General features: G+C 68.4%; 22 protein-coding genes and 2 tRNA genes. 8 read left to right on the top strand and 16 right to left on the bottom strand.

Features of this window, described 5'->3' with window-relative positions; genetic code table 11:
- Positions 1–112: 112 nt before the first annotated feature.
- From pstS to pstB, 4 genes are all read left to right on the top strand, one after another.
- Positions 113–1,219, top strand: a complete 1,107-nt coding sequence (gene pstS / locus J7E45_RS13105) for a phosphate ABC transporter substrate-binding protein PstS (RefSeq protein WP_091028908.1) — start codon at positions 113–115, stop codon at positions 1,217–1,219.
- A 92-nt stretch (positions 1,220–1,311) separates the two neighbouring features.
- Positions 1,312–2,262, top strand: a complete 951-nt coding sequence (pstC, locus tag J7E45_RS13100) for a phosphate ABC transporter permease subunit PstC (RefSeq protein WP_091028903.1) — start codon at positions 1,312–1,314, stop codon at positions 2,260–2,262.
- Position 2,263: 1 nt separating this feature from the next.
- Positions 2,264–3,367, top strand: a complete 1,104-nt coding sequence (gene pstA, locus J7E45_RS13095) for a phosphate ABC transporter permease PstA (protein WP_091028898.1) — start codon at positions 2,264–2,266, stop codon at positions 3,365–3,367.
- A gap of 29 nt (positions 3,368–3,396) precedes the next feature.
- A complete protein-coding gene (pstB, locus tag J7E45_RS13090) occupies positions 3,397–4,176 on the top strand; it encodes a phosphate ABC transporter ATP-binding protein PstB (RefSeq protein WP_091028894.1) in 780 nt (259 codons plus the stop codon).
- Between the two features lie 71 nt (positions 4,177–4,247).
- On the opposite strand, the gene J7E45_RS13085 is transcribed toward pstB, so the two are convergent.
- From J7E45_RS13085 to J7E45_RS13065, 5 genes are all read right to left on the bottom strand, one after another.
- Positions 4,248–5,132: an aminodeoxychorismate lyase gene (locus J7E45_RS13085; RefSeq protein ID WP_167635052.1), complete on the bottom strand. Its 885-nt coding sequence runs from the start codon at positions 5,130–5,132 to the stop codon at positions 4,248–4,250.
- 188 nt (positions 5,133–5,320) lie between these two features.
- Positions 5,321–5,950 carry a DNA-directed RNA polymerase subunit beta gene (locus J7E45_RS13080; RefSeq protein WP_091028887.1) on the bottom strand — a complete coding sequence of 210 codons (630 nt, stop codon included), beginning with the start codon at positions 5,948–5,950 and terminating at the stop codon, positions 5,321–5,323.
- A 29-nt stretch (positions 5,951–5,979) separates the two neighbouring features.
- Complete coding sequence (locus J7E45_RS13075; protein WP_215069856.1) at positions 5,980–6,759, bottom strand: anti-sigma factor domain-containing protein; 780 nt, start codon at positions 6,757–6,759, stop codon at positions 5,980–5,982.
- Positions 6,756–7,355: an ECF RNA polymerase sigma factor SigK gene (gene sigK / locus J7E45_RS13070; protein ID WP_205829315.1), complete on the bottom strand. Its 600-nt coding sequence runs from the start codon at positions 7,353–7,355 to the stop codon at positions 6,756–6,758. Before sigK ends, J7E45_RS13075 begins: the two co-directional genes overlap by 4 nt.
- A 31-nt stretch (positions 7,356–7,386) precedes the next feature.
- Entirely contained in the window at positions 7,387–9,099 is a 1,713-nt protein-coding gene (locus J7E45_RS13065) for a cytochrome c biogenesis protein DipZ (protein ID WP_215069854.1), read from the bottom strand.
- Between the two features lie 165 nt (positions 9,100–9,264).
- On the opposite strand from J7E45_RS13065, the gene J7E45_RS13060 reads away from it, so the two are divergent.
- Positions 9,265–9,924, top strand: a complete 660-nt coding sequence (locus J7E45_RS13060) for a fasciclin domain-containing protein (RefSeq protein ID WP_215069919.1) — start codon at positions 9,265–9,267, stop codon at positions 9,922–9,924.
- Positions 9,925–10,058: 134 nt separating this feature from the next.
- Positions 10,059–10,131 (top strand) — tRNA-Lys (locus tag J7E45_RS13055).
- A gap of 28 nt (positions 10,132–10,159) precedes the next feature.
- Here J7E45_RS13055 and J7E45_RS13050 read toward each other — a convergent pair.
- Positions 10,160–10,624, bottom strand: coding sequence for a hypothetical protein (locus J7E45_RS13050; RefSeq protein WP_215069851.1), 465 nt, complete (start codon positions 10,622–10,624; stop codon positions 10,160–10,162).
- A gap of 175 nt (positions 10,625–10,799) precedes the next feature.
- On the opposite strand from J7E45_RS13050, the gene J7E45_RS13045 reads away from it, so the two are divergent.
- The gene (locus J7E45_RS13045; RefSeq protein ID WP_215069850.1) at positions 10,800–11,345 is read left to right on the top strand and encodes a type 1 glutamine amidotransferase domain-containing protein; all 546 of its coding nucleotides are present in this window, start codon (positions 10,800–10,802) and stop codon (positions 11,343–11,345) included.
- 9 nt (positions 11,346–11,354) lie between these two features.
- Here the strand turns inward: J7E45_RS13045 and J7E45_RS13040 are convergent, their stop codons facing one another.
- Positions 11,355–11,870, bottom strand: coding sequence for a CGNR zinc finger domain-containing protein (locus tag J7E45_RS13040; protein ID WP_215069847.1), 516 nt, complete (start codon positions 11,868–11,870; stop codon positions 11,355–11,357).
- A gap of 25 nt (positions 11,871–11,895) precedes the next feature.
- Here J7E45_RS13040 and J7E45_RS13035 point away from each other — a divergent pair, with 25 nt between their 5' ends.
- Positions 11,896–12,111 carry a hypothetical protein gene (locus tag J7E45_RS13035; protein WP_215069845.1) on the top strand — a complete coding sequence of 72 codons (216 nt, stop codon included), beginning with the start codon at positions 11,896–11,898 and terminating at the stop codon, positions 12,109–12,111.
- A 3-nt stretch (positions 12,112–12,114) separates the two neighbouring features.
- Here the strand turns inward: J7E45_RS13035 and J7E45_RS13030 are convergent, their stop codons facing one another.
- The 9 genes from J7E45_RS13030 to J7E45_RS12990 form a co-directional block, all read right to left on the bottom strand.
- Complete coding sequence (locus J7E45_RS13030; RefSeq protein ID WP_215069843.1) at positions 12,115–12,747, bottom strand: M23 family metallopeptidase; 633 nt, start codon at positions 12,745–12,747, stop codon at positions 12,115–12,117.
- Positions 12,744–13,277 (bottom strand): DUF1697 domain-containing protein, encoded by a 534-nt coding sequence (locus J7E45_RS13025; RefSeq protein WP_215069842.1) that lies wholly within the window; start codon positions 13,275–13,277, stop codon positions 12,744–12,746. The genes J7E45_RS13030 and J7E45_RS13025 overlap by 4 nt, the downstream gene beginning before the upstream one ends.
- The gene (locus J7E45_RS13020) at positions 13,274–13,855 is read right to left on the bottom strand and encodes an isochorismatase family protein (RefSeq protein WP_091028858.1); all 582 of its coding nucleotides are present in this window, start codon (positions 13,853–13,855) and stop codon (positions 13,274–13,276) included. Before J7E45_RS13020 ends, J7E45_RS13025 begins: the two co-directional genes overlap by 4 nt.
- Before the next feature lie 65 nt (positions 13,856–13,920).
- Positions 13,921–13,993: transfer RNA gene (locus J7E45_RS13015), tRNA-Thr, on the bottom strand.
- A 69-nt stretch (positions 13,994–14,062) separates the two neighbouring features.
- Positions 14,063–15,619, bottom strand: coding sequence for an alpha/beta hydrolase (locus tag J7E45_RS13010; protein ID WP_215069841.1), 1,557 nt, complete (start codon positions 15,617–15,619; stop codon positions 14,063–14,065).
- Complete coding sequence (locus J7E45_RS13005) at positions 15,616–16,773, bottom strand: DNA polymerase III subunit delta' (protein ID WP_215069840.1); 1,158 nt, start codon at positions 16,771–16,773, stop codon at positions 15,616–15,618. Before J7E45_RS13005 ends, J7E45_RS13010 begins: the two co-directional genes overlap by 4 nt.
- A 56-nt stretch (positions 16,774–16,829) precedes the next feature.
- A complete protein-coding gene (gene tmk, locus J7E45_RS13000) occupies positions 16,830–17,459 on the bottom strand; it encodes a dTMP kinase (RefSeq protein WP_091028849.1) in 630 nt (209 codons plus the stop codon).
- A complete protein-coding gene (gene topA / locus J7E45_RS12995) occupies positions 17,456–20,314 on the bottom strand; it encodes a type I DNA topoisomerase (protein ID WP_215069839.1) in 2,859 nt (952 codons plus the stop codon). The genes tmk and topA overlap by 4 nt, the downstream gene beginning before the upstream one ends.
- 81 nt (positions 20,315–20,395) lie before the next feature.
- On the bottom strand, positions 20,396–20,618 hold a 223-nt coding region (locus J7E45_RS12990; protein ID WP_215069838.1), incomplete at its 5' end, for a helicase.

Raw genomic sequence — 20,618 nt, 5'->3', positions numbered from 1 at the left:
CCCGTCGTTCACCTGCCGTTCACCTGCTCGGGAGAGTCTCGTTAACCGTCGCCCATAGCGTCACTGTGTGCCCTGCACCGGGCCCCACCCATCAAAGATCGAAGGATCCACAGTGAAGATCTCCCGAATCGCACGAATCGGCGCCATCGGCGCCGTCGCCGCTCTCGCCCTCGCCGGCTGTGCCGCGAACGAAGGCGGCACCGGTTCCACCGAAGCTCCCACCTCCGACGTCGCGGCCGTCAGCGGCTCGCTGGTCGGCGCCGGCGCATCCTCGCAGCAGGTCGCCATCCAGGCGTGGACCGCCGAGTTCCAGAAGACCAACCCCGACGCCCAGGTCGAGTACGACCCGCAGGGCTCGGGCGGCGGCCGCGAGTCCTTCCAGCAGGGTGCGGTCAACTTCGCCGGTTCCGACCGCGCGTTCAAGACCGACGAGATCTCGGCCGGCGGCTTCGGCGCGTGCGTCGACGGCTCCGACCTCATCGAGATCCCGGCCTACGTCTCCCCGATCGCCATCGTCTTCTCGCTCGACGGCGTGGACGAGCTGAACCTCGCCCCCGAGACCATCGCGTCGATCTTCGCCGGCAAGATCGCCAAGTGGAACGACCCGGCCATCGCCGCGGACAACCCCGACGCTGAGCTCCCCGACCTCGCCATCACGCCGGTGCACCGCTCCGACAAGTCGGGCACCACGGGCAACTTCACCGACTACCTCGCGCAGACCGCGGGCGACGTGTGGACCGCGGGCAGCGTCGAGGAGTGGCCGGCCGACCTCGCCGGCGAGTCCGCCGAGAAGACCTCGGGTGTCGCCAACGCCGTCAAGGGCGGACAGGGCCTCATCGGCTACATCGACTCCTCGCAGGCCGCCGACTTCTCGGCCGTCAACGTCAAGGTCGGCGACAAGTTCGTGCCGCACTCGGCCGAGGGCGCCGCTGCCACGCTCGACGCGTCGAAGATCGAGGAAGGCCGCACCGACGGCGACCTCGCCTTCGCGATCGACCGCACCACGACCGCTGATGGCGCGTACCCCGTGCTCCTCGTCAGCTACCTCATCGGCTGCGCCGAGTACGAGGACGAGAACGTCGCCGCACTGACCAAGGCGTTCTTCACCACCGCGATCAGCGCCGAGGGCCAGGACGTCGCCGCGACGAACGCCGGCAGCGCCCCGATCTCGGACGACCTGCGCACGCAGGCACAGGCTGCGATCGACCTCATCAAGTGAGTCGATGACGGTCTCCGGGATGCCATACGGCGTCCCGGAGACCGTCTGCTCGCGTCAGACACCCGATCTCCACTGAGCAGGAAGCAGCTCCCATGACAGCCACGACCTCGCCGGCGTCTACGCGCATCGTCGCGAAGAAGCGCGCCGGTGACCTCTGGTTCTCCGGAACGGCGGTCGCCGCCGGGTCCATGATCATGATCACGCTGGCCGCGGTCGCGATCTTCCTCATCGTTCAGTCGATCCCGGCCTTCACCGCGACCGCCGAAGAGGCCTCCCTCCTCAAGACCAACTTCTGGGACTACGTCGGTCCGCTCCTCTTCGGCACCGTCTGGGCGGCCTTCCTGGCCCTCCTCCTCGCCGTCCCCCTCTCGCTCGGCGTGGCGCTCTTCATCACCCACTACGCCCCGCGACGACTCGCTCAGGGTCTGGGCTACGTGGTCGACCTGCTCGCCGCCGTCCCTTCGGTCGTCTTCGGCCTCTGGGGCATCCTGGTCCTCGCACCCGCGGTGCAGCCCATCTACGTCTGGCTGAACACGAATGCCTCCTGGATCCCGTTCTTCGGTGGCGTCGTCTCCCCCACGGGCCGCACGATCCTCACCGCCGCCATGGTGCTCGCGGTCATGGTCGTCCCGATCATCACGGCCATCTGCCGCGAGATCTTCCTGCAGACCCCTCGCCTCCACGAGGAGGCCGCCCTCGCCCTCGGCGCCACCCGCTGGGAGATGGTCAGGATGGCTGTTCTGCCCTTCGGCCGCTCCGGAATCGTCTCCGCCTCGATGCTCGGTCTCGGCCGCGCACTCGGTGAGACCATGGCCGTCGCGATGGTGCTCTCGGTGAGCAAGGCCGTCACGTTCGAACTGCTCACCTCCACGAACCCCTCCACGATCGCAGCCAACATCGCGCTGACGTTCCCCGAGGCGTACCAGGTCAACATCAACATCCTCATCGCGACCGGTCTGATCCTGTTCGTCGTGACCTTCGCGGTGAACGCGATCGCACGCTGGTTCGTGAACCGCCGCAAGGAATTCTCGGGAGCGAACTGACATGACCGTTACCGCCCCCGAAACATCGCTCGCCGCGAGCGCGGCCCCGTCCCCGCTCGCGCTCAGCTCGGGACACCTCCCCCGCTGGTCGCCCTGGGCTCTTCTCGGACTCTCCCTCCTCATCGGGTTCACGCCGTTCGCCATCACGGCGCTCGCCAGCGGATCCGACCTCAACATCGCCGGCTCCGTCGTCTTCGGGGCCCTCATCTACCTGGTGCTCATCTACGTGATGTCACGCATCATCGAGAGCCCCCGGAAGGCGCTCGACCGTCTGATCACCGGCGTCGTCACCTCGGCGTTCGCGATCGCGATGGTGCCGCTGGTCTCCGTCGCCATCACGGTGGTCGCCAACGGGGTCGCCCGCTTCGACGGACTGTTCTTCTCCTCGTCGATGCGCGGTGTCCTCGGCGAGGGCGGCGGCGCCCTCCACGCCATCATCGGCACGCTCCTCGTCACCCTCGCCGCCGCGGTCATCTCGATCCCGATCGGCCTGATGACGGCCGTGTACCTGGTCGAGTACGGCAAGGGCGGGCGCATGGCCCGCACCATCACCTTCCTGGTCGACGTCATGACGGGTATCCCCTCGATCGTCGCCGGCCTGTTCGCCTACGCCGTCTTCGCCCTGATCTTCGGGCCCGGTGTGCGCATGGGCATCGCCGGCTCGGTCGCCCTGGCCGTGCTCATGATCCCGGTCGTCGTGCGCTCCACCGAGGAGATGCTGCGGCTGGTGCCGAACGAGCTGCGCGAAGCGGCTTACGCGCTCGGGGTGCCGAAGTGGCTCACGATCGTCAAGGTGGTCCTCCCCACCTCGATCGCCGGAATCACGACCGGTGTGATGCTCGCCATCTCCCGCGTGATCGGTGAGACGGCGCCGCTGCTCCTCACGGCCGGATTCACCGACGCCATGAACTACAACCTGTTCAGCGGCCGCATGCAGACCCTCCCCGTGTTCACGTACTCCCAGTACGCGTACCAGGGCATCCCTGCGGAGGCATACGTCGAACGGGCTTGGGCAGCCGCCCTGACGCTCATCATCATCGTCATGCTGCTCAACCTGATCGCCCGCCTCGTGGCGAAGATCTTCGCCCCCAAGACCGGCCGCTGAGCCCTCGACCCGACAAGCAAGGAACAGCAGTGTCCAAGAGCATCGAAGTCAACGACCTGAACGTCTACTACAGCGACTTCCTCGCCGTGGAAGGCGTCTCCCTCGACATCCAGCCGCGCAGCGTCACGGCCTTCATCGGCCCGTCGGGCTGCGGGAAGTCCACGTTCCTGCGCACGCTCAACCGCATGCACGAGGTCATCCCCGGCGCCCGCGTCGAGGGAGAGGTGCTGCTCGACGGCAAGGACCTCTACGGCCCCGGCATCGACCCGGTGCTCGTGCGCCGCCAGGTGGGCATGGTATTCCAGCGCCCGAACCCGTTCCCCACGATGTCGATCAAGGAGAACGTCCTCGCGGGCGTGAAGCTCAACAACAGCCGCATGTCGAAGAGCGATCAGGACGCCCTCGTGGAGAAGTCCCTGGTCGGAGCGAACCTCTGGAACGAGGTCAAGGACCGCCTCGACAAGCCGGGGTCGGGCCTTTCCGGCGGACAGCAGCAGCGTCTGTGCATCGCCCGCGCGATCGCCGTGTCGCCGCAGGTGCTGCTGATGGACGAGCCGTGCTCGGCCCTCGACCCGATCTCGACCTATGCGATCGAGGAGCTGATCGGCGAGCTCAAGAACGAGTTCACGATCGTCATCGTCACGCACAACATGCAGCAGGCATCCCGCGTGTCCGACAAGACGGCCTTCTTCAACATCGCCGGCACGGGCAAGCCGGGCAAGCTCATCGAGTACGACGACACGACGAGCATCTTCACCACGCCGTCCGTACAGGCCACCGAGGACTACGTCTCCGGCCGCTTCGGGTGAGCTGAGGCTTCCGCGAAGAGGGTCCAGGAGTATCTACTCCTGGGCCCTCTTCTGTGCGCACCCGCGGACGCTCAGTCGCGCGGGGAGAGCAGGTAGCGGTTCAGGTCGGCGGTCAGGGCCTGGTCGACCGGGAGGGTGACGTCGTCGACGGCGGTGATGGCCGCAGCGAGGCGGACGCTCGACACGAGCCACGCGGCATCCGCCTGCGGGAGATCCGTCGCCGGGATGCGGTCGTAGCCGACCTCGAATCCCTGCGCGGCGAGGTGCTCGTACACACTGAGCTGGGTCGTGCCGTGCAGGATGCCGCCGTTCGGGGCCGGGGTGACGAAGCGGTCGCCGAAGCGGAGGATCAGCGACGCCGTCGGCGCCTCCAGCACGAAGCCGTCGCTCGACAGGAAGATCGCATCGTCCGCCCCGCGCCGGTGCGCCTCGCGGAGCGCCGCCATGTTCACCGCGTACGAGAGCGTCTTCGCGCCCAGCAGCAGCCACGGCGCTCGCTCGGCCGCACCCAGGTCGTATCCGCGGTCGAGGGTGACGACGCGCACGCCCGTCTCCCGTACGGCGGAGAAGTCGGATGCCGGCGCGGCCGTCACCCACGCGGTCGGCGTGGGGCCGTGCTCGACGCCGCGGCTGAGGATGAGCTTGATCACGGATTCGCCCGCACCCAGCTGGGCGGCCGCCCGGTCGATGGCCTGGCGCCACTGCGCGAGGTTCGGCACGGGAAGATCGCACAGGCGTGCCGAGTGCGCGAGTCGCTCGAGGTGCGGGACGACCTCTTGCGCATGCCCGTCGACCACGCCGATCGACTCGAACACGCCGTCACCGCGCTGCGTGCTCAGCTCCCCCACGCTGAGCGCGGGAGCCGCGGCGTCCACCTGCGTGAACGTGTCGGCGTACTCGGAGCGCTGCTCCTCGGCGGCCACGGGATCGATCATGAGTGCGAAACGCCCGGTCATGATCCGAGCCTAGAGGGCGGGAATAGGCGTGGCCGCATCGCGTTACAATTGAGTGGCCGGGCCGCATAACCCCGGGCTCCATTTTTCGCCGCTACGAGCGGCCTTCCGCCGAGAGGCGTTCTTGCGGCCCGGTCTTTTCTTTGTCCGGGCGCATTCCCAGGGCCTCTTGGCCCGTCGGAACGTGTCCGTCAGCTGAGAGCCCCCGTGCGCCACAGCACCGCGGCGGCAGCCAGATCCTGCGCGTAGCTGCTCAGGCGCAGCGCTCGGGTGGTCAACTCACTCGCTCGCGAGGGCTCGGTCGGCTCGTAGTCGTCCGCCGTGTGCGTCGCACCCGAAGCCTGCACCCGGCAGAACGCGGCAGCGCGGTCGAGGGCCACGGCGAAGTCGCCGCGGAATGCCCCGCGCAGGATCGTGTCGACCAGCGCGACGAGCTCATCGGGACTCGCCGGCACCGGAGCACCGGCGATCACGACGTCTGCCGAAGCCAGCTCCACCCGACCGCGGTCGTAGAGCAGCGCGGCCGTGCGGGCGTCGGCGTGGATCGCGAGCTGCAGCACGTACAGGCGCCACAGAGCTCCGGGAAGCGTGCGGGACGGAGCCTTGGACCACAGCTCCGCGATCTCATCGATGCCGTGCTCGGAGGTGAACGCCACGAGCCGCTCCGCGCTGGCTCCACTCTCGTCTGCGCGGACGCGGGTCAGCAGAGCGGATGCCGTGGCGTGTGCGACCCGCGTCTCTTCGGCGGGATCGTGCGCGCCGACGATGTTGTCGAAGGACGAGGTCGGTCGGCGCACGGGGCGGTGGTGCTGCTCAGGCATCCATCCAGGGTACGCGCGATCGGCGACGCTCAGGCCGTGGGGATGACGATCACCGGGTCGGTCGTCGGCTGCCCCGTCGGCGACCCGCCCGCCTGCTCGACGGTGACCGCGATCGCATCGCCCGCCTGCATGTCGCCATCGAGCAGGGCGGTCGCATCACCGCCGTCGACATCGAACACGCCCGCCGAGACCGGGGCATCACCGCGCACGAACCAGAGTTCGTAGGTCTCGCCCTCCCCCGGATTCGGGAGCCCGTCCGCCACCAGCACGGCCTTGCCGACCGAGCCCGACCAGTGCGCCGTGGCCGTTCCGCCGTCATCGAGCGCGACCGTCGCCTGCTCGGCGTCTCCTGCCGCTTCGATCTCCTGCAGGGCGACCACGCTCGCGGGGCGGTTCAGCTGCTGATTCAGGGCCACTGCGCCGATGCCGACACCGACGAGGAGGGCGAGGCACGCGGCCAACGCGAACACCGTGCGAGTCCAGCGGCGCGGCTGCGGGGACTCGACGGCGGGCTCCTCCGCGGCGCGGCCTACCGGTTCGGGAGCGGCCGCATGCGGCTCGTCTCCGTCCGATGCGCGCCCCTGCGGCGTCACGGCGATCTGCGCGAGCAGAGCGGATCGGATGCTCGCGGGCGGATCGACCGTCGCGGCCGTCTCTGCGAGCATCCCGGCTGCACCGGCATCCGCTTCGACGATGGTCTGCCATTCCGGGTGTGCGGCGAGCGCGTCGTGGAAGCGGTGCTCATCGTCTGCCGACAGAGCGTGCAGGGCGGCACCTGCCGCGAGCTCTGCGAACTCCTTCTCGTTCATGCCGTCACCCCCATCGCCGTGCGCAGTCGGGTCAGCCCGTCTCGCATCCGTGTCTTGATCGTTCCCAGCGGCGCGCCCACCAGGGCCGCGATCTCGTTCTGACTGTAACCGCCGTAATAGGCGAGGACGAGTGCCTCGCGCTGCACCTCAGGAAGCCCCGAGAGAGCGTCGACGACCTTCTCGCCTTCGATTCCCAACTCCACCTGTTCTGCGACGCTGTCGTGTGCCACACCGATGTCCTTGAACCCGGCCCGCACATCGCGGTCGGCGCTCGACTGCGATGCCCGCACCCGGTCGACGGCCCGACGATGTGCGATCGTCATGACCCACGCTCGTCCCTGACCTCTGTTCGGAGCGAAGCGGGAAGCGGATTGCCAGATCTCCAGGAAGACCTCCTGCAGGACCTCCTCGCTCTGCGCCCGGTTCACCAGGACACGGAGGATCAGCCCGAAGGCGCGGGAGGAGAGGGCGTCGTAGAGGGCCGCGAAGGCAGCCTGGTCACCGTCGGCGACGCGCACGAGGAGGTCGCCGACAGCATCCTGCGTCGCGCCGTCCTCCGGGACGTCCATTCCGTCGATGACCATCTCCACAAGCATGCCGTATCTCCTCTCCCTACCCGCGCAGACGTCACCCGAATGTGAAGGAATAGACCTGGATCCCCGGCGGCACGTCGAGCGTGAGGGTTCCTTCGGCGATATCGGCCTGCTTGAGCAGCTCGTACGAGCGCGGAGTGCCGTCGATCGCGATGGTCTCCGTCGATCCGTCGTCGCGGCGGAGCTCGATGTCTCCCGTCCCGGCGACCACGACCCGCACTTCGGCGGCGTGATACTCGAGACTGATCCGGCCGTCGTCGCCCTCGGGAGTCGCGAACTGCGTCTCGATCGTCCAGTCGCCGTCGAGCGCGAAGCTGTCCGCCGGCTGATCCTTCGGGATCGTGTACGCGTTCGTGCCGGAGCGGTAGTCGCCGCCGCCGCCGTAGTTCACGTCCTTCGACGAGCCCAGGAACGTCTCCCTCGTGGTCGACCCCACATCGGGTGTGTCATCCTCGACGTCGGTCGCGCCAGGAAGGTCGACGGACGGATCCGCGTCCTTCAGCAGCTCACGGATCATCGACTCGGTCGCGGCATAGTTTCCCTCGCCGAACGAGATGTGGCGCACGGTTCCCTCCGCATCGATCAGGTAGTGCGCGGGCCAGTAGCGGTTGCGGTAGTTCGTCCACGTCGACAGGTTGTTGTCGAGGGCGACCGGGTACTCGATGCCGAAGTCCCGCGCACCGGCCGCCACATTGCCCGGGTCCTTCTCGAACGCGTACTCGGGAGAGTGGATGCCGATCACCTGGAGGCCCGCATCGCGGTAGGCCTCGTCCCAGGCGACCACATGCGGCAGCGAACGCTGGCAGTTGATGCACGAGTACGCCCAGAAGTCGATCAGCACCACCTGGCCGCGCAGATCCTTCAGGTCGAGGGCCTCACCATCCGGCGTGTTGAGCCATTCCTGGATGCCCTTGATCGACGGCGCCGTTCCGCACGACTCGAGTTCCTCCGCACCGTTGGTGCACTTGTCGAGGTCTTTGTTCTCCTCATTGACGAGTCCGCCGAGGTCGAGAGCGTCCTTCACCTGATCGGAGTCGGCGATCTGCTCCTGCAGCGGGGCCGTGTAGTCGGGCAGCAGACGCTGCAGAGCCTGCGGCACGTTGAACACGAGTCCGACGGCGAGCGCGATCATCGCGATGCCGGCGGCGATGCGCAGCCCGCGCTCCTTCGAGCGGAAGGAGCGGATGCGCTCGACGACGCTGCGGCCGGCGAGGGCGAAGATCAGCAGCGGCACCGCCACCCCGACCGAGAACGACACGGTGAGCAGCACGGTTCCGATGCCGATCTGACCGGTGGAGCCCGCGACGATGATGGCGGCCAGCACGGGGCCGGCACAGGGCACGAACACGGCACCGAGCGCAAGGCCGACGCCGAAGCCGCTCCCCCGGTTCTTCACCTCGCGCTGTCCGAACCGCTGGAACGGCCGCTCGAGGATGTGCTGGAACCGCGGCACGATGAGCCCGACGCCGATGATGATCAACACCGCGATGCCGACCCAGCGGATGATGTCCTGCGGCAGATTCAGCAGTCCGAGCAGCAGTGAGCCGCCGAGCGTGACGAGTGTGAAGCTCAGCACCAGCCCCGCGATCACGAAGTAGGGACGGCTGCGCCTGGCGGGCACCACCTCGTCTTCGTACCGTGCCGACTGCGCACCCCCGGTGAGGAAGATCACGGGCAGCACGGGCAGGATGCACGGCGAGATGCCGGTGATGAGCCCGCCGAGCAGGCCGATGATGATCAGGTCCATGAGGTCCCCACTTCTGTCGGGAGCTGTTCGCTCCGGGGGCGACAACGGATTGGATTCGATCGATCTGAGAGATTTCTGAGATTTCTCCCATCCGATCTCGAAGGTGCTCCGAACAGCCCTCGACGCCACGGAGAGGCCGTGGCTCAGTTCTTGAAGGAGCTCGACATGTTCAGCACCAAGAAGAAGGTCACCGCAGCCATCACCCTCGGCCTGGCGAGCGCGTTCCTGCTCTCCGCCTGTTCGATGGGCAGCGGCAGCACCACGGAGGAGTCCACCGAGCCCAAGGCTCCCGAGACGTCGGAGTCGACGCCGATGGAGATGGACCCGGCCGCGAACCTCGTGGGCCCCGGTTGCGCCGCCTACGCCGAAGCCGTGCCGGAGGGCGCAGGATCGATCCAGGGCATGTCCCAGGACCCGGTCGCTGTCGCCGCATCCAACAACCCGATGCTGACCACGCTGGTCGCAGCGGTGAGTGGACAGCTCAACCCCGACGTGAACCTCGTCGACACGCTCAATGGAGACGAGTTCACCGTGTTCGCACCGGTGGATGACGCCTTCGCGAAGATCGACCCGGCCACCATCGAGGCTCTCAAGACCGACAGCGAGACGCTGAGCTCGATCCTGACGTACCACGTGGTTCCCGGCCAGATCGAGCCGGCCGACATCGAGGGCATGCACAAGACGGTCCAGGGTGCCGAGCTCGAGGTTACCGGCAGCGGCGATGACTGGATGGTCAACGACGCCAAGATCGTCTGTGGTGGAGTGCAGACCGCGAACGCGACCGTGTACCTGATCGACACGGTCCTGATGCCCCCGGCTTCCTAAGCACGGGATGGCCGGGAGGAGGACCCGGCACGCGGCCTTCTCGGAGTAGGGGGAGCCACCCGAGAAGGAGACGGGGCCGTCGGCGATGTTGCATCGCCGACGGCCCCTCGTCGTGCGCACTAGACTTTGAGGAGGGGCCTCTAGCTCAGTTGGCAGAGCATCGGACTTTTAATCCGCGGGTCGTGGGTTCGAGCCCCACGGGGCCCACCGCAGGGTGAGCGCGGCGGCACTTGTCTCAGGATTCGCCGTCGTGCTCGCCCGCCAGCAGTTCCGCGCGGATGTCGGCCACGCCACTGGGCAGCGACTCGCCTTCGAGTTCGAACGTCGGGGCTTTCGGGGTACCGCCGATCGCGCACACCGCGACGCTGTCCTGGCCGTCCAGCGTCTTGGGGATGACGACGAACCAGAGGGACTTCTCCGCAAGCCACTCGGTGGTCGCCATGTCGGCGTAGTAGGTCGCGTCCGGTGCCAGGCTGCGCGTCTTCTCGGTGCAGAGCTTCACGAGCTGGGGACCGGAGAATTCCGAGGCGGCCTCCGTCGGGTCCGGGGTCGGCGCAGAGGTCTCAGACGGTGTGGGAGTGGGCGACGTGGGCGCAGAGGTCGACGACGTCGACGGCGACGGGCTCGGAGCCGGCTCGGGGGCGCAGCCCGCGAGCAGAATGAGCACCGGCAGAAGGACGAGAGCAGGACGAACGCGCATGTCTGGATGCTACTGCCGCCGCAGCGGAATCCGAGGGGAGCGCTCCGGAGACGACGGCTTCTCCTGTATCACCGGCTCCTCGCAGTGGCCACCCCCTTCCCACATCCGGGTGCCCTGGGAGAGGGTCTACTCGTCCGCTCCCCGCGGACGACCCTCCACGAAAGGACGACGAACCATGACTCTCACCGGCAACCGAGTGGCATTCCTGGCGACGGACGGATTCGAGGACAGCGAGCTCACCAGTCCCTGGGATGCGGTGACCGCCGAGGGCGCGAGCGCGACGCTGATCGCCCCGGACGGCGCCGCGATCACCGGGAAGAACGGTCACGAGCAGGCCGTGGATCTCCTCGCCTCCGACGCCGCGGCCGACCAGTTCGACGCGCTCGTGCTTCCCGGCGGCGTCGTGAACGCCGACCACCTGCGCCTCGACAAGCCGTCGATCGCCCTGGCGCGGGCCTTCTTCGAGCAGCACAAGCCGGTGGGCGTGATCTGCCACGGCGCCTGGATCCTCATCGAGGCCGGTGTCGTGGACGGGCGGACGCTCACCAGCTACCCGAGCCTGACGACAGACCTCCGCAATGCCGGGGCGACCTGGGTCGACGAGGAGGTCGTCGTGGACGAGGGCCTCGTCTCCAGCCGCACTCCCGACGACCTGCCCGCCTTCAACGCGAAGCTCGTCGAGGAGATCGGCGAGGGCAAGCACTCCGGGCAGACCGCCTGAGCGGTGGTGTCAGGCCCGCGCCCGGTGCCGTCGGACGGCCGCGCGGTTCGCACAGCGCACGGAGCAGAAGCGCTGGCGGCCGTTGCGAGTCACATCCGCGACGACGTTCGTGCACGGCGCGGCCTGACATCTCCCCAGCCTGCTCATCCCGCGGGTCACGAGGTGCAGCGAGGTGCCGAGGCTGATGATCGCCCGCAGCACGTACGGCAGTGACGGCACGTCGTCGCGGTAGTGCAGGTGCCAGCCCTCCCCGTCGTGGTTCGTGAGCCGCGGGTAGGCGGCCGCGGCCGCGAGCTGGGCGTTCAGCAGCAGAGCCCGGGCGTCGGGGTCAGACTCGTCGACGATCGTGAGCCAGTCGTCGATGACCGCCCTGATCTTCTCGTGGTCGTCGGCAGCCGGCGGGAAGGTCTGCGTCATGCCCAGCTCGAGGGTGCGCTCCGTGATCCCGGCACGGTCGGACGGCCAGTCGTTGGCGAGGGAGGCGGCCAGGAGCACCGCATATTCTCCGTAAGGGTTGAGATGCATAAGACCATTACACCACGCTGGATGCATGACCTCGCAGAACACCCTCCCGATCCCCCGCATCCGGCCCGAGACCGAGATCCACGAGCACGCGTGGCTCGTCGAATCCCGGCATCCGACCAGTGAGGGCATCGTCCTCTACGTGCGCTGCGGGGGGTGCGGCACCCGTCGCGTCGACCTGCAGTCGCACCCGCACACGCCGCCGACCGCGCTGAGCACGGAGACCGGCGGGGTCCAGGGCTGAGTCTCAAGCCTCGACGATCTCGCCGTTCCGCGGAATCCACCAGGCGCCATCGCGTCGGCCGAAGGCGATCGGGATGCCACGGGCCTCGCGAGCGAGCGAGTCGGACACCTGAACATGCAGGTGCGGTTCCGTGCTGTTGCCCGAGTTGCCGCACTCCCCCAGCTGTTCGCCGATCGCGACGCTCTGACCTCTGTGCACCCGGACGCTCCCCTTCCGCAGATGTGCGAGAAGCACGAGGGCGTCGCCCACGCGAACCGCCACGTGATTTCCCGCGATCGCCGGAGCACCCCCGCGAATGCGCGATGGCTGAGTGAGCGCGTACGCGATCAGCGACAGCGGTGACCGTCGCGCGACGTGGTCGCTCTCCCCGTCGTGGACGGCCACCACCTCGCCCGCCACGGGGCTGAGGATCGGGCGGCCGAACCCGACGAATGATCCCGGATCTTCCGTGCCGATCAGACTCGCGACGGTGCGCGAGGCGCTGCGCCCGTCCGGCCCGACGGGCACGAAGTCGATCGCGTGCGACGTGCCGAACAGGTCGGTGCCGTGGCTGGGAATGCGGGATGCCGGACTGTTCTGAACCAGCCACCGTCCGGTGAACGGCAGGGCCAGCTCGACGGCATCCGGCGGGGTCACGCCGTCAGCTCGATGAGTGTGCGCGTCGTCCGGAGGTTGCGCGCGGTCCCGGCCACTCCCAGCGCACGGTCCAACACCGCCTTCGTGAGTTTCGTGGAGTGCACGCCGCCACTCCCGTAGTCGATCCACAGGTCGTTGCCGATCAGCGCGATACGCTCCTCCGGCAGACGTCGCTCCTCCAGCGCCTCGACCGCCCCTGCCGAGGGCGATCCCTCGAGGAACATCACGTGCACGAACTTCACGTCACCCTCGGGGAACGGCTGAGCGGACTCCGACGCGACCAGCTGCGCGTGTGTCCGGTGGATGACCGGGGTGTCGACCCCGAACTCCTCGTGGATCGCGACGCGCACGGCGGAGCATGCGGCATCCGGGTTCTTCGGCGTCGCGCAGACGATGTTGCCGCTCGCGATGTAGGTCGACACGTCGGCGAGATCGGTCTCGGTCGCCAGCACCTCTCGCAACCGTGCCATCGGCACGCTGTTGCGCCCGCTGACGTTCACAGCCCGGAGCAGCAGGACGCTGCGGCTCACGCGTCGGTGCTCTCGACCAGTTCCGCCCCCGCATGCACGAGTTCTGCGAGGGCCGCTTCGCTCGGCTCCGATGCCACCCCGGCGATGAGGTCGGTCAGGATGCGGACGTGGACGCCGTGGGCGATCGCGTCGAGCGCGGACGCCCGCACGCAGTGATCGGTCGCGATGCCGATCACGTCGGCGCTGAGCACACCCGCAGCAGTGAGGAGCGCGCCGACGGTCTCACCCGCCTCCGTCTCCCCCTCGAACATCGAGTAGGCCGGCTTGCCCTGCCCCTTGCGGACGTGGTGCGTCACGGCATCCGTCACCAGGAGCGGGTCGTACTCCGCACCGTCGGTACCCGCGACGCAGTGCACCGGCCACGAGTCGACGTAGTCGGGCGTCTCCGCGAAGTGTCCGCCGTTGTCGCCCTCCGCGTCATGCCAGTCCCGCGACGCGATGATCACCCCATAGTCCGAAGAGTGCGCGGCAAGGAAGCTCGTGACGGCGGCGGCCACCGCATCGCCGCCCGCAACGGCGAGTGCGCCGCCTTCCGTGAAATCGTTCTGCACATCGACGATGAGAAGCGCTCTGCTCATGATTCGAGGGTACGCCGCGGGAACGGGAAAGGCCCCGTCATGTTTTCACATCACGGGGCCTTCGGAGCCGCCTGTCAGAATCGAACTGACGACCTTCTCATTACGAGTGAGATGCTCTGCCGACTGAGCTAAGGCGGCGTGCGACGCGTGAGCGGCACGATCACCGATATTACCCTGTCTCGTGCTCGCTCGCGAATCGAGCCCGCCTCACTCGCAGCGCAGGCCGTCTTCGGGCACCACATCGTCGAGCAGGAACGCCTCGACGGCGTCGTCCACGCAGATGTTGCCCTTGTTGTAACCGGTGTGGCCCTCGCCGACGCGGGTGATGAGGACGCCTTCTTCGAGCTGGTCGGCGAGCGACTCGGACCACTCGTACGGCGTCGCCGGATCGTTCGTCGTGCCGATCACGAGGATGGGGCCCGCACCCTCGGCCGTGATCTCGCCGCGCGTGCCGGTGGGCGGGTACGGCCAGACCTCGCACGAATCGGGTCCGGTCCAATAGGGGGCGATCGTCGGCGCACCCTCCGCGATCTTGGCCTCGATCGCGGCTTCGGCGGCCGGATCGTCTTCGACCGGATAGTCCATGCAGTTGTATGCCCGGAAGGCCTCGGTGGAGTTGTCGGTGTAGACCCCGTCATCGCCGCGCTTGTTGTAATAGTCGGCGAGCAGGAAGGCCGTGGTCGGGTCGCCCTGCAGCGCCTCCTCGAGCGCCTGGGTGAGGATGTCCCAGCTCTCCTGCGAGTACAGCGCGGCGATGATCGCCGTCAGCAGGGAGTCCGCACCCATCATGCGTCCGTCGCCGTTCTCGAGCGGCGTGCGGTCGACGCTCGCCAGCAGCGCCCCGAGGTCGGCCATCGCCTCATCCACGGTGCCGTTGAAGGGGCAGTTTCCCGAGTCGAGGCAGTTCTGCATGTACGCGCGCAGCGCCGACTCGAAGCCCAGAGCCTGAGTCGCGCCCACCTCGAGCCCCGGAACCGCGGGATCGATGGCACCGTCGAGCACCAATCGTCCGGCCTTCTCGGGGTAGAGCTTGGCGTAGGTCGCGCCGAGGAACGTGCCGTACGAGTACCCGAGATAGTTGAGCTGCTTGTCGCCCAGCACGGCGCGGATCAGGTCCATGTCGCGGGCGGAGTTGACCGTCGTGATGTGCGGCAGGATGCCATCGCTGTTCGCCTCGCATGCTTCGGCGAACGACTTGTGCGCGTCGAGCAGCTCGGCCTCCCACTCCGCGGTGCCACGGGCAGCGGACGGGATGCCGTAGAGGTAGTCGTCCATCTGCGGTGCGTCGTAGCAGGTCACCGCGGTCGAGCCCCCGACTCCGCGCGGATCGAAGCCGATCACGTCGTAGTTCTCGATGAGATCGGGCCCGACGGCGAAGTCGAGGCTGCTCTGGACGAGCTCCACACCGCTCGAGCCGGGACCGCCCGGGTTCGTGAGCAGGGAGCCGACGGGGGTCCCCTGCGCGCGATGCCGGATCACCGACAGGCTGATGTCACCGGCTCCCGGGTTCTCCCAGTCGAGGGGCGCCGTCACATCGGTGCAGTCGAAGCCCGGGCCGCAGTCCGTCCACTCCAGCTCCTGCGAATAGAACGGCAGCAGGTCTTCGGCGACCCCGTCGGTGTCGGGGACGATGGTCGACGCCGGGCGCGAGGACTGCTCGGGGATCATCGCGTAGAGACAGCCTGAGAGCGCGACGGATGCCGCGGCGAGGCCGGCGATGACCGCGGCGGCGCGACGGAAGCGGGAAGTCGATCGGTTGTTCACGGTTTCCTCCCGCTCGTGATCGTCACGAGCAAGCTCTCCAGTGCGAGCAGCGGAGCGACGTTGCGCTCCAGCGACTGCCGCGTCTCGGCAAGGTGGTCAAGTACGACAAGGGTACGGGCCTCGGACCAGGCCGCGGCGATGCCTTCCAGCTCGGGGCGCAGCTCGCTGTTGATGAGATCGTCGCCGCGGCCGAACTGCAGCATGATCACGTCGCGGAACAGCGACTGCAGGTCGGTGAGCACGCGATCGATGCCGTCACGCAGGCTGCGCGTGGCACGCTTCTTCTGATCGTCTTCGAGGGCCGAGAGCTGCGTGCGCAAAGCCGGCGGCACGGCCTGCCCCTCGGCGATTCCGATCGTGCGCAGGAGCGAAGCCCGCTCCTGCGCGTCGCGCTCTGCCGTGAGGGCCTTCGCGTCTTCGGTCGCGGCCTGGATGATTCGTCCCGCCACATCGACCGCATCGCCGACGCCGCGGACACCGATGACCGACCGGAGGGTCTCGTCGCGCCGACGCCGAGCCGCGTCGTCGGTGGCGAGGCGCTGCGCCATGCCGATGTGGCGCTGCGCATGCCGCGCGGCCTGCTCGGCGACAGCCTCATCGGCCCCCGTGCGCAGGGTGATGAGCCGGGCCACGTCAGCCACATCCGGCTCACGCAGTCGCAGCGAGCGGACCCGGGAGCGGATCGTCGGCAACAGGTCGGCCTCGCTGGGCGCGCACAGGATCCACACCGTCTGCTCGGGCGGCTCCTCGAGTGCTTTCAGCAGCACATTGGAGGTGCGTTCGACCATGCGATCGGCGTCTTCGACGACGATCACGCGATATCGACCGGCGGAGGGTGCGAAGTACGAGCGCTCCACGAGAGCGCGGGCCTCGGCGATCGTGATGATCACCTTGTCGGTCCGGAGCGCCGTGACATCGGGGTGGGTGCCCGCGAAGACCTGCCGCATCACGGCCTCATCTTCGGGGTGGTCGGCGACCAGCGCGGCCGCGAACGCGTACGCGAGAGTCGAGCGGCCGGATCCGGGCGGGCCGGTGATCAGCCAGGCGTGCGAGAGAGCAGCCGGATCGGATGCAGCCGCACGCAGAGTGTCGACGGCAGCATCCTGCCCCCACACATCCGCCCACGGGAAAGGAGCAGGATCGGTGCGGGGCATGCACTCAGCCTAATCGCGACCACCGACGCCGACGGCATGGGCGTCGCTCGCGCAGGTCAGCCGAGCAGTGCGCCGACCCGCGCACGGATCTGCTCGGCGATCGCCGTCGGTGCTGCGGCGGCGTCGAGCACGAGGAACCTGTCCGGCTCGGCCGCTGCGAGGGCGAGGTACGCGTCGCGGACGCGCCCGTGGAACTCCGCCTGTTCCGCTTCCAGCCGGTCGAACGGCTTGTCGGCGGAGTCGAGGCGGGTGCGCGCCGCTGCAGGGTCGAGGTCAAGCAGCACCGTCAGGTCGGGCAGTGCGCCTTCGGCCGCCCACAGCGAGAGGTCGCGGATCTCGGTCGCATCGAGCACACGGCCGGCGCCCTGGTACGCCACGGACGAGTCGAGGTAGCGATCCTGCAGCACCACCTCACCACGGTCGAGCGAGGGTCGCACGACGGTCGCGACGTGGTGCGCGCGGTCGGCCGCATACAGCAGCGCCTCGGCGCGCGGCGCGATGTCACCTCGATGATGCAGCACGATGTCGCGGATGAGCTGCCCGACCTCGGAGCCACCGGGTTCGCGCGTACGCACGACCGCTCGCCCGGTACCCTCGAGCCACTCCGCGAGCAGATTCGACTGCGTGGTCTTGCCGGAGCCGTCTCCGCCTTCGAGCGTGATCCACGCCCCGTGACCTGAGGTCACGAGTCCGCCTTCTCCGCGGCCTTCGCGGCGGCGTTCGCGGCACGAGTGGCCGCAGCCTTCTTCGCCGCAGCCGACCGTGCGGCCGACGTCGCCGCCGTCGACTTCTTCGCCGGGGCCTTCTTCGCGGCCGTCGACTTCGCCGCGGTCTTCGCGGCGGGCTTCTTGGCGGGTGCCTTCTTGGCCGGGGCCTTCTTGGCCGCTCCGCGTTTGGGAGCCGGGCCCTTCGCACGCTTGTCGGCGAGCATCTGCACGGCGATCTCGAACGTGATGTCTTCGACGGTCTGCCCGCGCGGAATCGTGACGTTCGTCTCACCGTCGGTCACGTAGGCGCCGAAGCGGCCGTCGCGAATGCGGATCGGCTTGCCGCTGACGGGGTCGGCCTCGAACTCGGCGAGTGCGCTGGATGCACGACGACCGGCACCGTACTTCGGTTGGGAGTAGATCTCCAGCGCCTGCTCGAGCGTGACGTCGAAGATCTGCGACTCGCTCTCGAGCGACCGCGAGTCGGTGCCCTTCTTCAAGTACGGACCGAAGCGGCCGTTCTGCGCCGTGATCTCGTCGCCCGATTCGGGGTCGACGCCCACCACACGCGGCAGGCTCAGGAGCTGCAGAGCGGTGTCGAGCTCGATCGTGTCGACCGACATCGAGCGGAACAGCGATGCGGTGCGCGGCTTCGGGGCCGTCTCCTTCTTCGCTCCACGCTTCGGCTTCGGGGCCTCGACGACCTCGCCGGTCGTCTCGTCGACCGCCGCATCCTCGGACACCGGGTCGTTCTCCTGGACGTACGGACCGAACCGGCCGTCCTTGACGACGACGATCTTGCCGTTCTCCGGGTTCTCCCCGAGCACGCGGTCGCCCGCGACGGGAGCGTCGATGAGCTCCTGCGCCTTCTCGGCGGTCAGCTCGTCGGGTGCGAGGTCTTCCGGCACGTTGACGATGCGCGGCTTGGCGTCGGGGTTCTCCGGGTCGGCGACCTCGAGGTACGGACCGTACTTGCCGAAGCGCAGCGTGGCGGTGTCGGTGATGGGGGTGGAGTTGAGGGCCCGCGCGTCGATCTCGCCGAGGTTGTCGACGACCTGGCGGAGGCCCACGTGCGAATCGGAGCCGAAGTAGAACGACTTGAGCCATTCCACGCGGTTCTGCTCGCCGCGGGCGATCGTGTCGAGGTCGTCCTCGAGCGCAGCGGTGAAGTCGTAGTCGACCAGCTCGGCGAAGTGCTCCTCGAGCAGCCGGACCACGCTGAACGCGAGCCAGGTCGGCACGAGCGCCTGTCCGCGCTTGACCGCGTAGCCGCGGTCGAGGATGGTCTCGGGGATCGACGCGAACGTCGAGGGACGGCCGATGCCCTTCTCTTCGAGCACCTTCACGAGCGAGGCTTCGGTGTAGCGCGGCTTCGGCGTGGTGCGGTGCCCCTTGGCCTCGGCATCCGACACCGCGAGCTGATCTCCTACGGCGACGGCAGGCAGCGACTGATTCTCGGCGGCATCTGCGTCACCGCGCTTCTCGTCGCGACCCTCTTCGTACGCCTCCAGGAAGCCCTTGAAGGTGTAGACGGTTCCGGAGGCCGTGAACTCGGCCTTCTTGCCCGCGGCGTCGACGGCGATCGTGACCGTGGTGGTCTCGTACTTCGCGTCGGACATCTGGCTGGCGACCGTGCGCTTCCAGATGAGGTCGTAGAGGCGCTGCTCGTCGCGGTCGAGCTCGGACGAGAGAGAGGCGGGCGTGCGGAAGGTGTCGCCCGAGGGACGGATCGCCTCGTGGGCCTCCTGCGCGTTCTTGCTCTTGGACTTGTACACGCGCGGCTTCAGCGGCACCGCGGCGTCGCCGTAGAGGGCCACCGCCTGGCTCCGCGCCGCCTGCACCGCCTGGGTGCTCAGCGACGTGGAGTCGGTACGCATATATGTGATGTAGCCCTTTTCGTACAGCCGCTGGGCCACACCCATCGCCTGCTTGGCACCCATCGAGAGCTTGCGCCCCGCCTCCTGCTGCATCGTCGAGGTGGTGAACGGCGCATACGGGCTGCGTGTGCCCGGCTTGGCTTCGACCTTGGTGACGCTGCCGGCACCGACGGCGTCGACCGCCTCGGCGAGCGCGGCGGCGGTGGCCTCATCGAGGATGACGACGGCCTTCTTGAGCTTTCCGCTGTCGTCGAAGTCCGTGCCGCGGGCGAGCTGGCCGCCGTCAACGCGCACGAGGCGGATCTTGAACGACGTGCCGGTCGCGGCGGCCTGAGCATCGACGTCCCAGTACTCGGCCGAGGTGAACGCCATGCGCTCACGCTCACGGTCGACGATGAGGCGGGTCGCGGCCGACTGCACGCGTCCGGCCGAGATGCCGGTCTTGACCTTGTACCAGAGGACAGGCGAGACGTCCCAGCCGTACAGACGGTCGAGGATGCGGCGGGTCTCCTGCGCGTCGACGAGGTCGTGGTCGAGCTCACGCGTGTTGCCGACGGCCGCCTGGATCGCGTCCTTGGTGATCTCGTGGAACACCATGCGCTTGACGGGGACCTTGGGCTTGAGCGTCTCGAGCAGGTGCCAGGCGATCGCCTCGCCTTCGCGGTCCTCATCAGTGGCGAGCAGGAGCTCGTCGGCGCTCTTCAGCGCGCGCTTGAGTTCGGCGACCGTCTTGGTCTTCCGATCGGAGACGACGTAGTACGGGTCGAACCCGTTGTCGATGTCGATGGAGTACTTCCCGTAGGCCTGCTTATCGGCAGCCGGGATGTCCTTCTTGTCAGCGAGGTCGCGGATGTGGCCGACGGAGCTGAGTACCTCATAGCCGTCGCCGAGGTATCCCTGAATAGACCGCATCTTCGTCGGGGACTCGACGATGACGAGCTTCTTGCCTTCAGCCAAGGGTGCGTCCTTTCTTCGAAGCACACCATACACACCACTGTGTTGGGGTCGTTCACAGTGAGCGAGGTCGCGCTGCCGTCACTATCCCTCGGGTGGCCCGGCACGGGCTCGGGAGACGGCTGCGAGTCCAGCGTACGCCGCCTGCACCTCCACGGTCGCCACGAAGCCGTCGAGAGCGCAGCCCGTGAGCACCGCGCCCGCCGCCTCAGCGACCCGCCCGGCGAGCGCGCACGGCTCCGCTGCGGTCGGCACGGCCCCGCTCGCAGCATCGGCTGCGGCGAGTGCCGCGGCATCGGCGGCACCG

It is taken from the genome of Microbacterium sp. ISL-59 (assembly GCF_018613945.1).
Lineage (GTDB): Bacteria > Actinomycetota > Actinomycetes > Actinomycetales > Microbacteriaceae > Microbacterium > Microbacterium oxydans_B.
The sequence above is the reverse complement of the archived record's forward strand: the minus strand, read 5'-3'. Positions and strand labels throughout refer to the sequence as shown.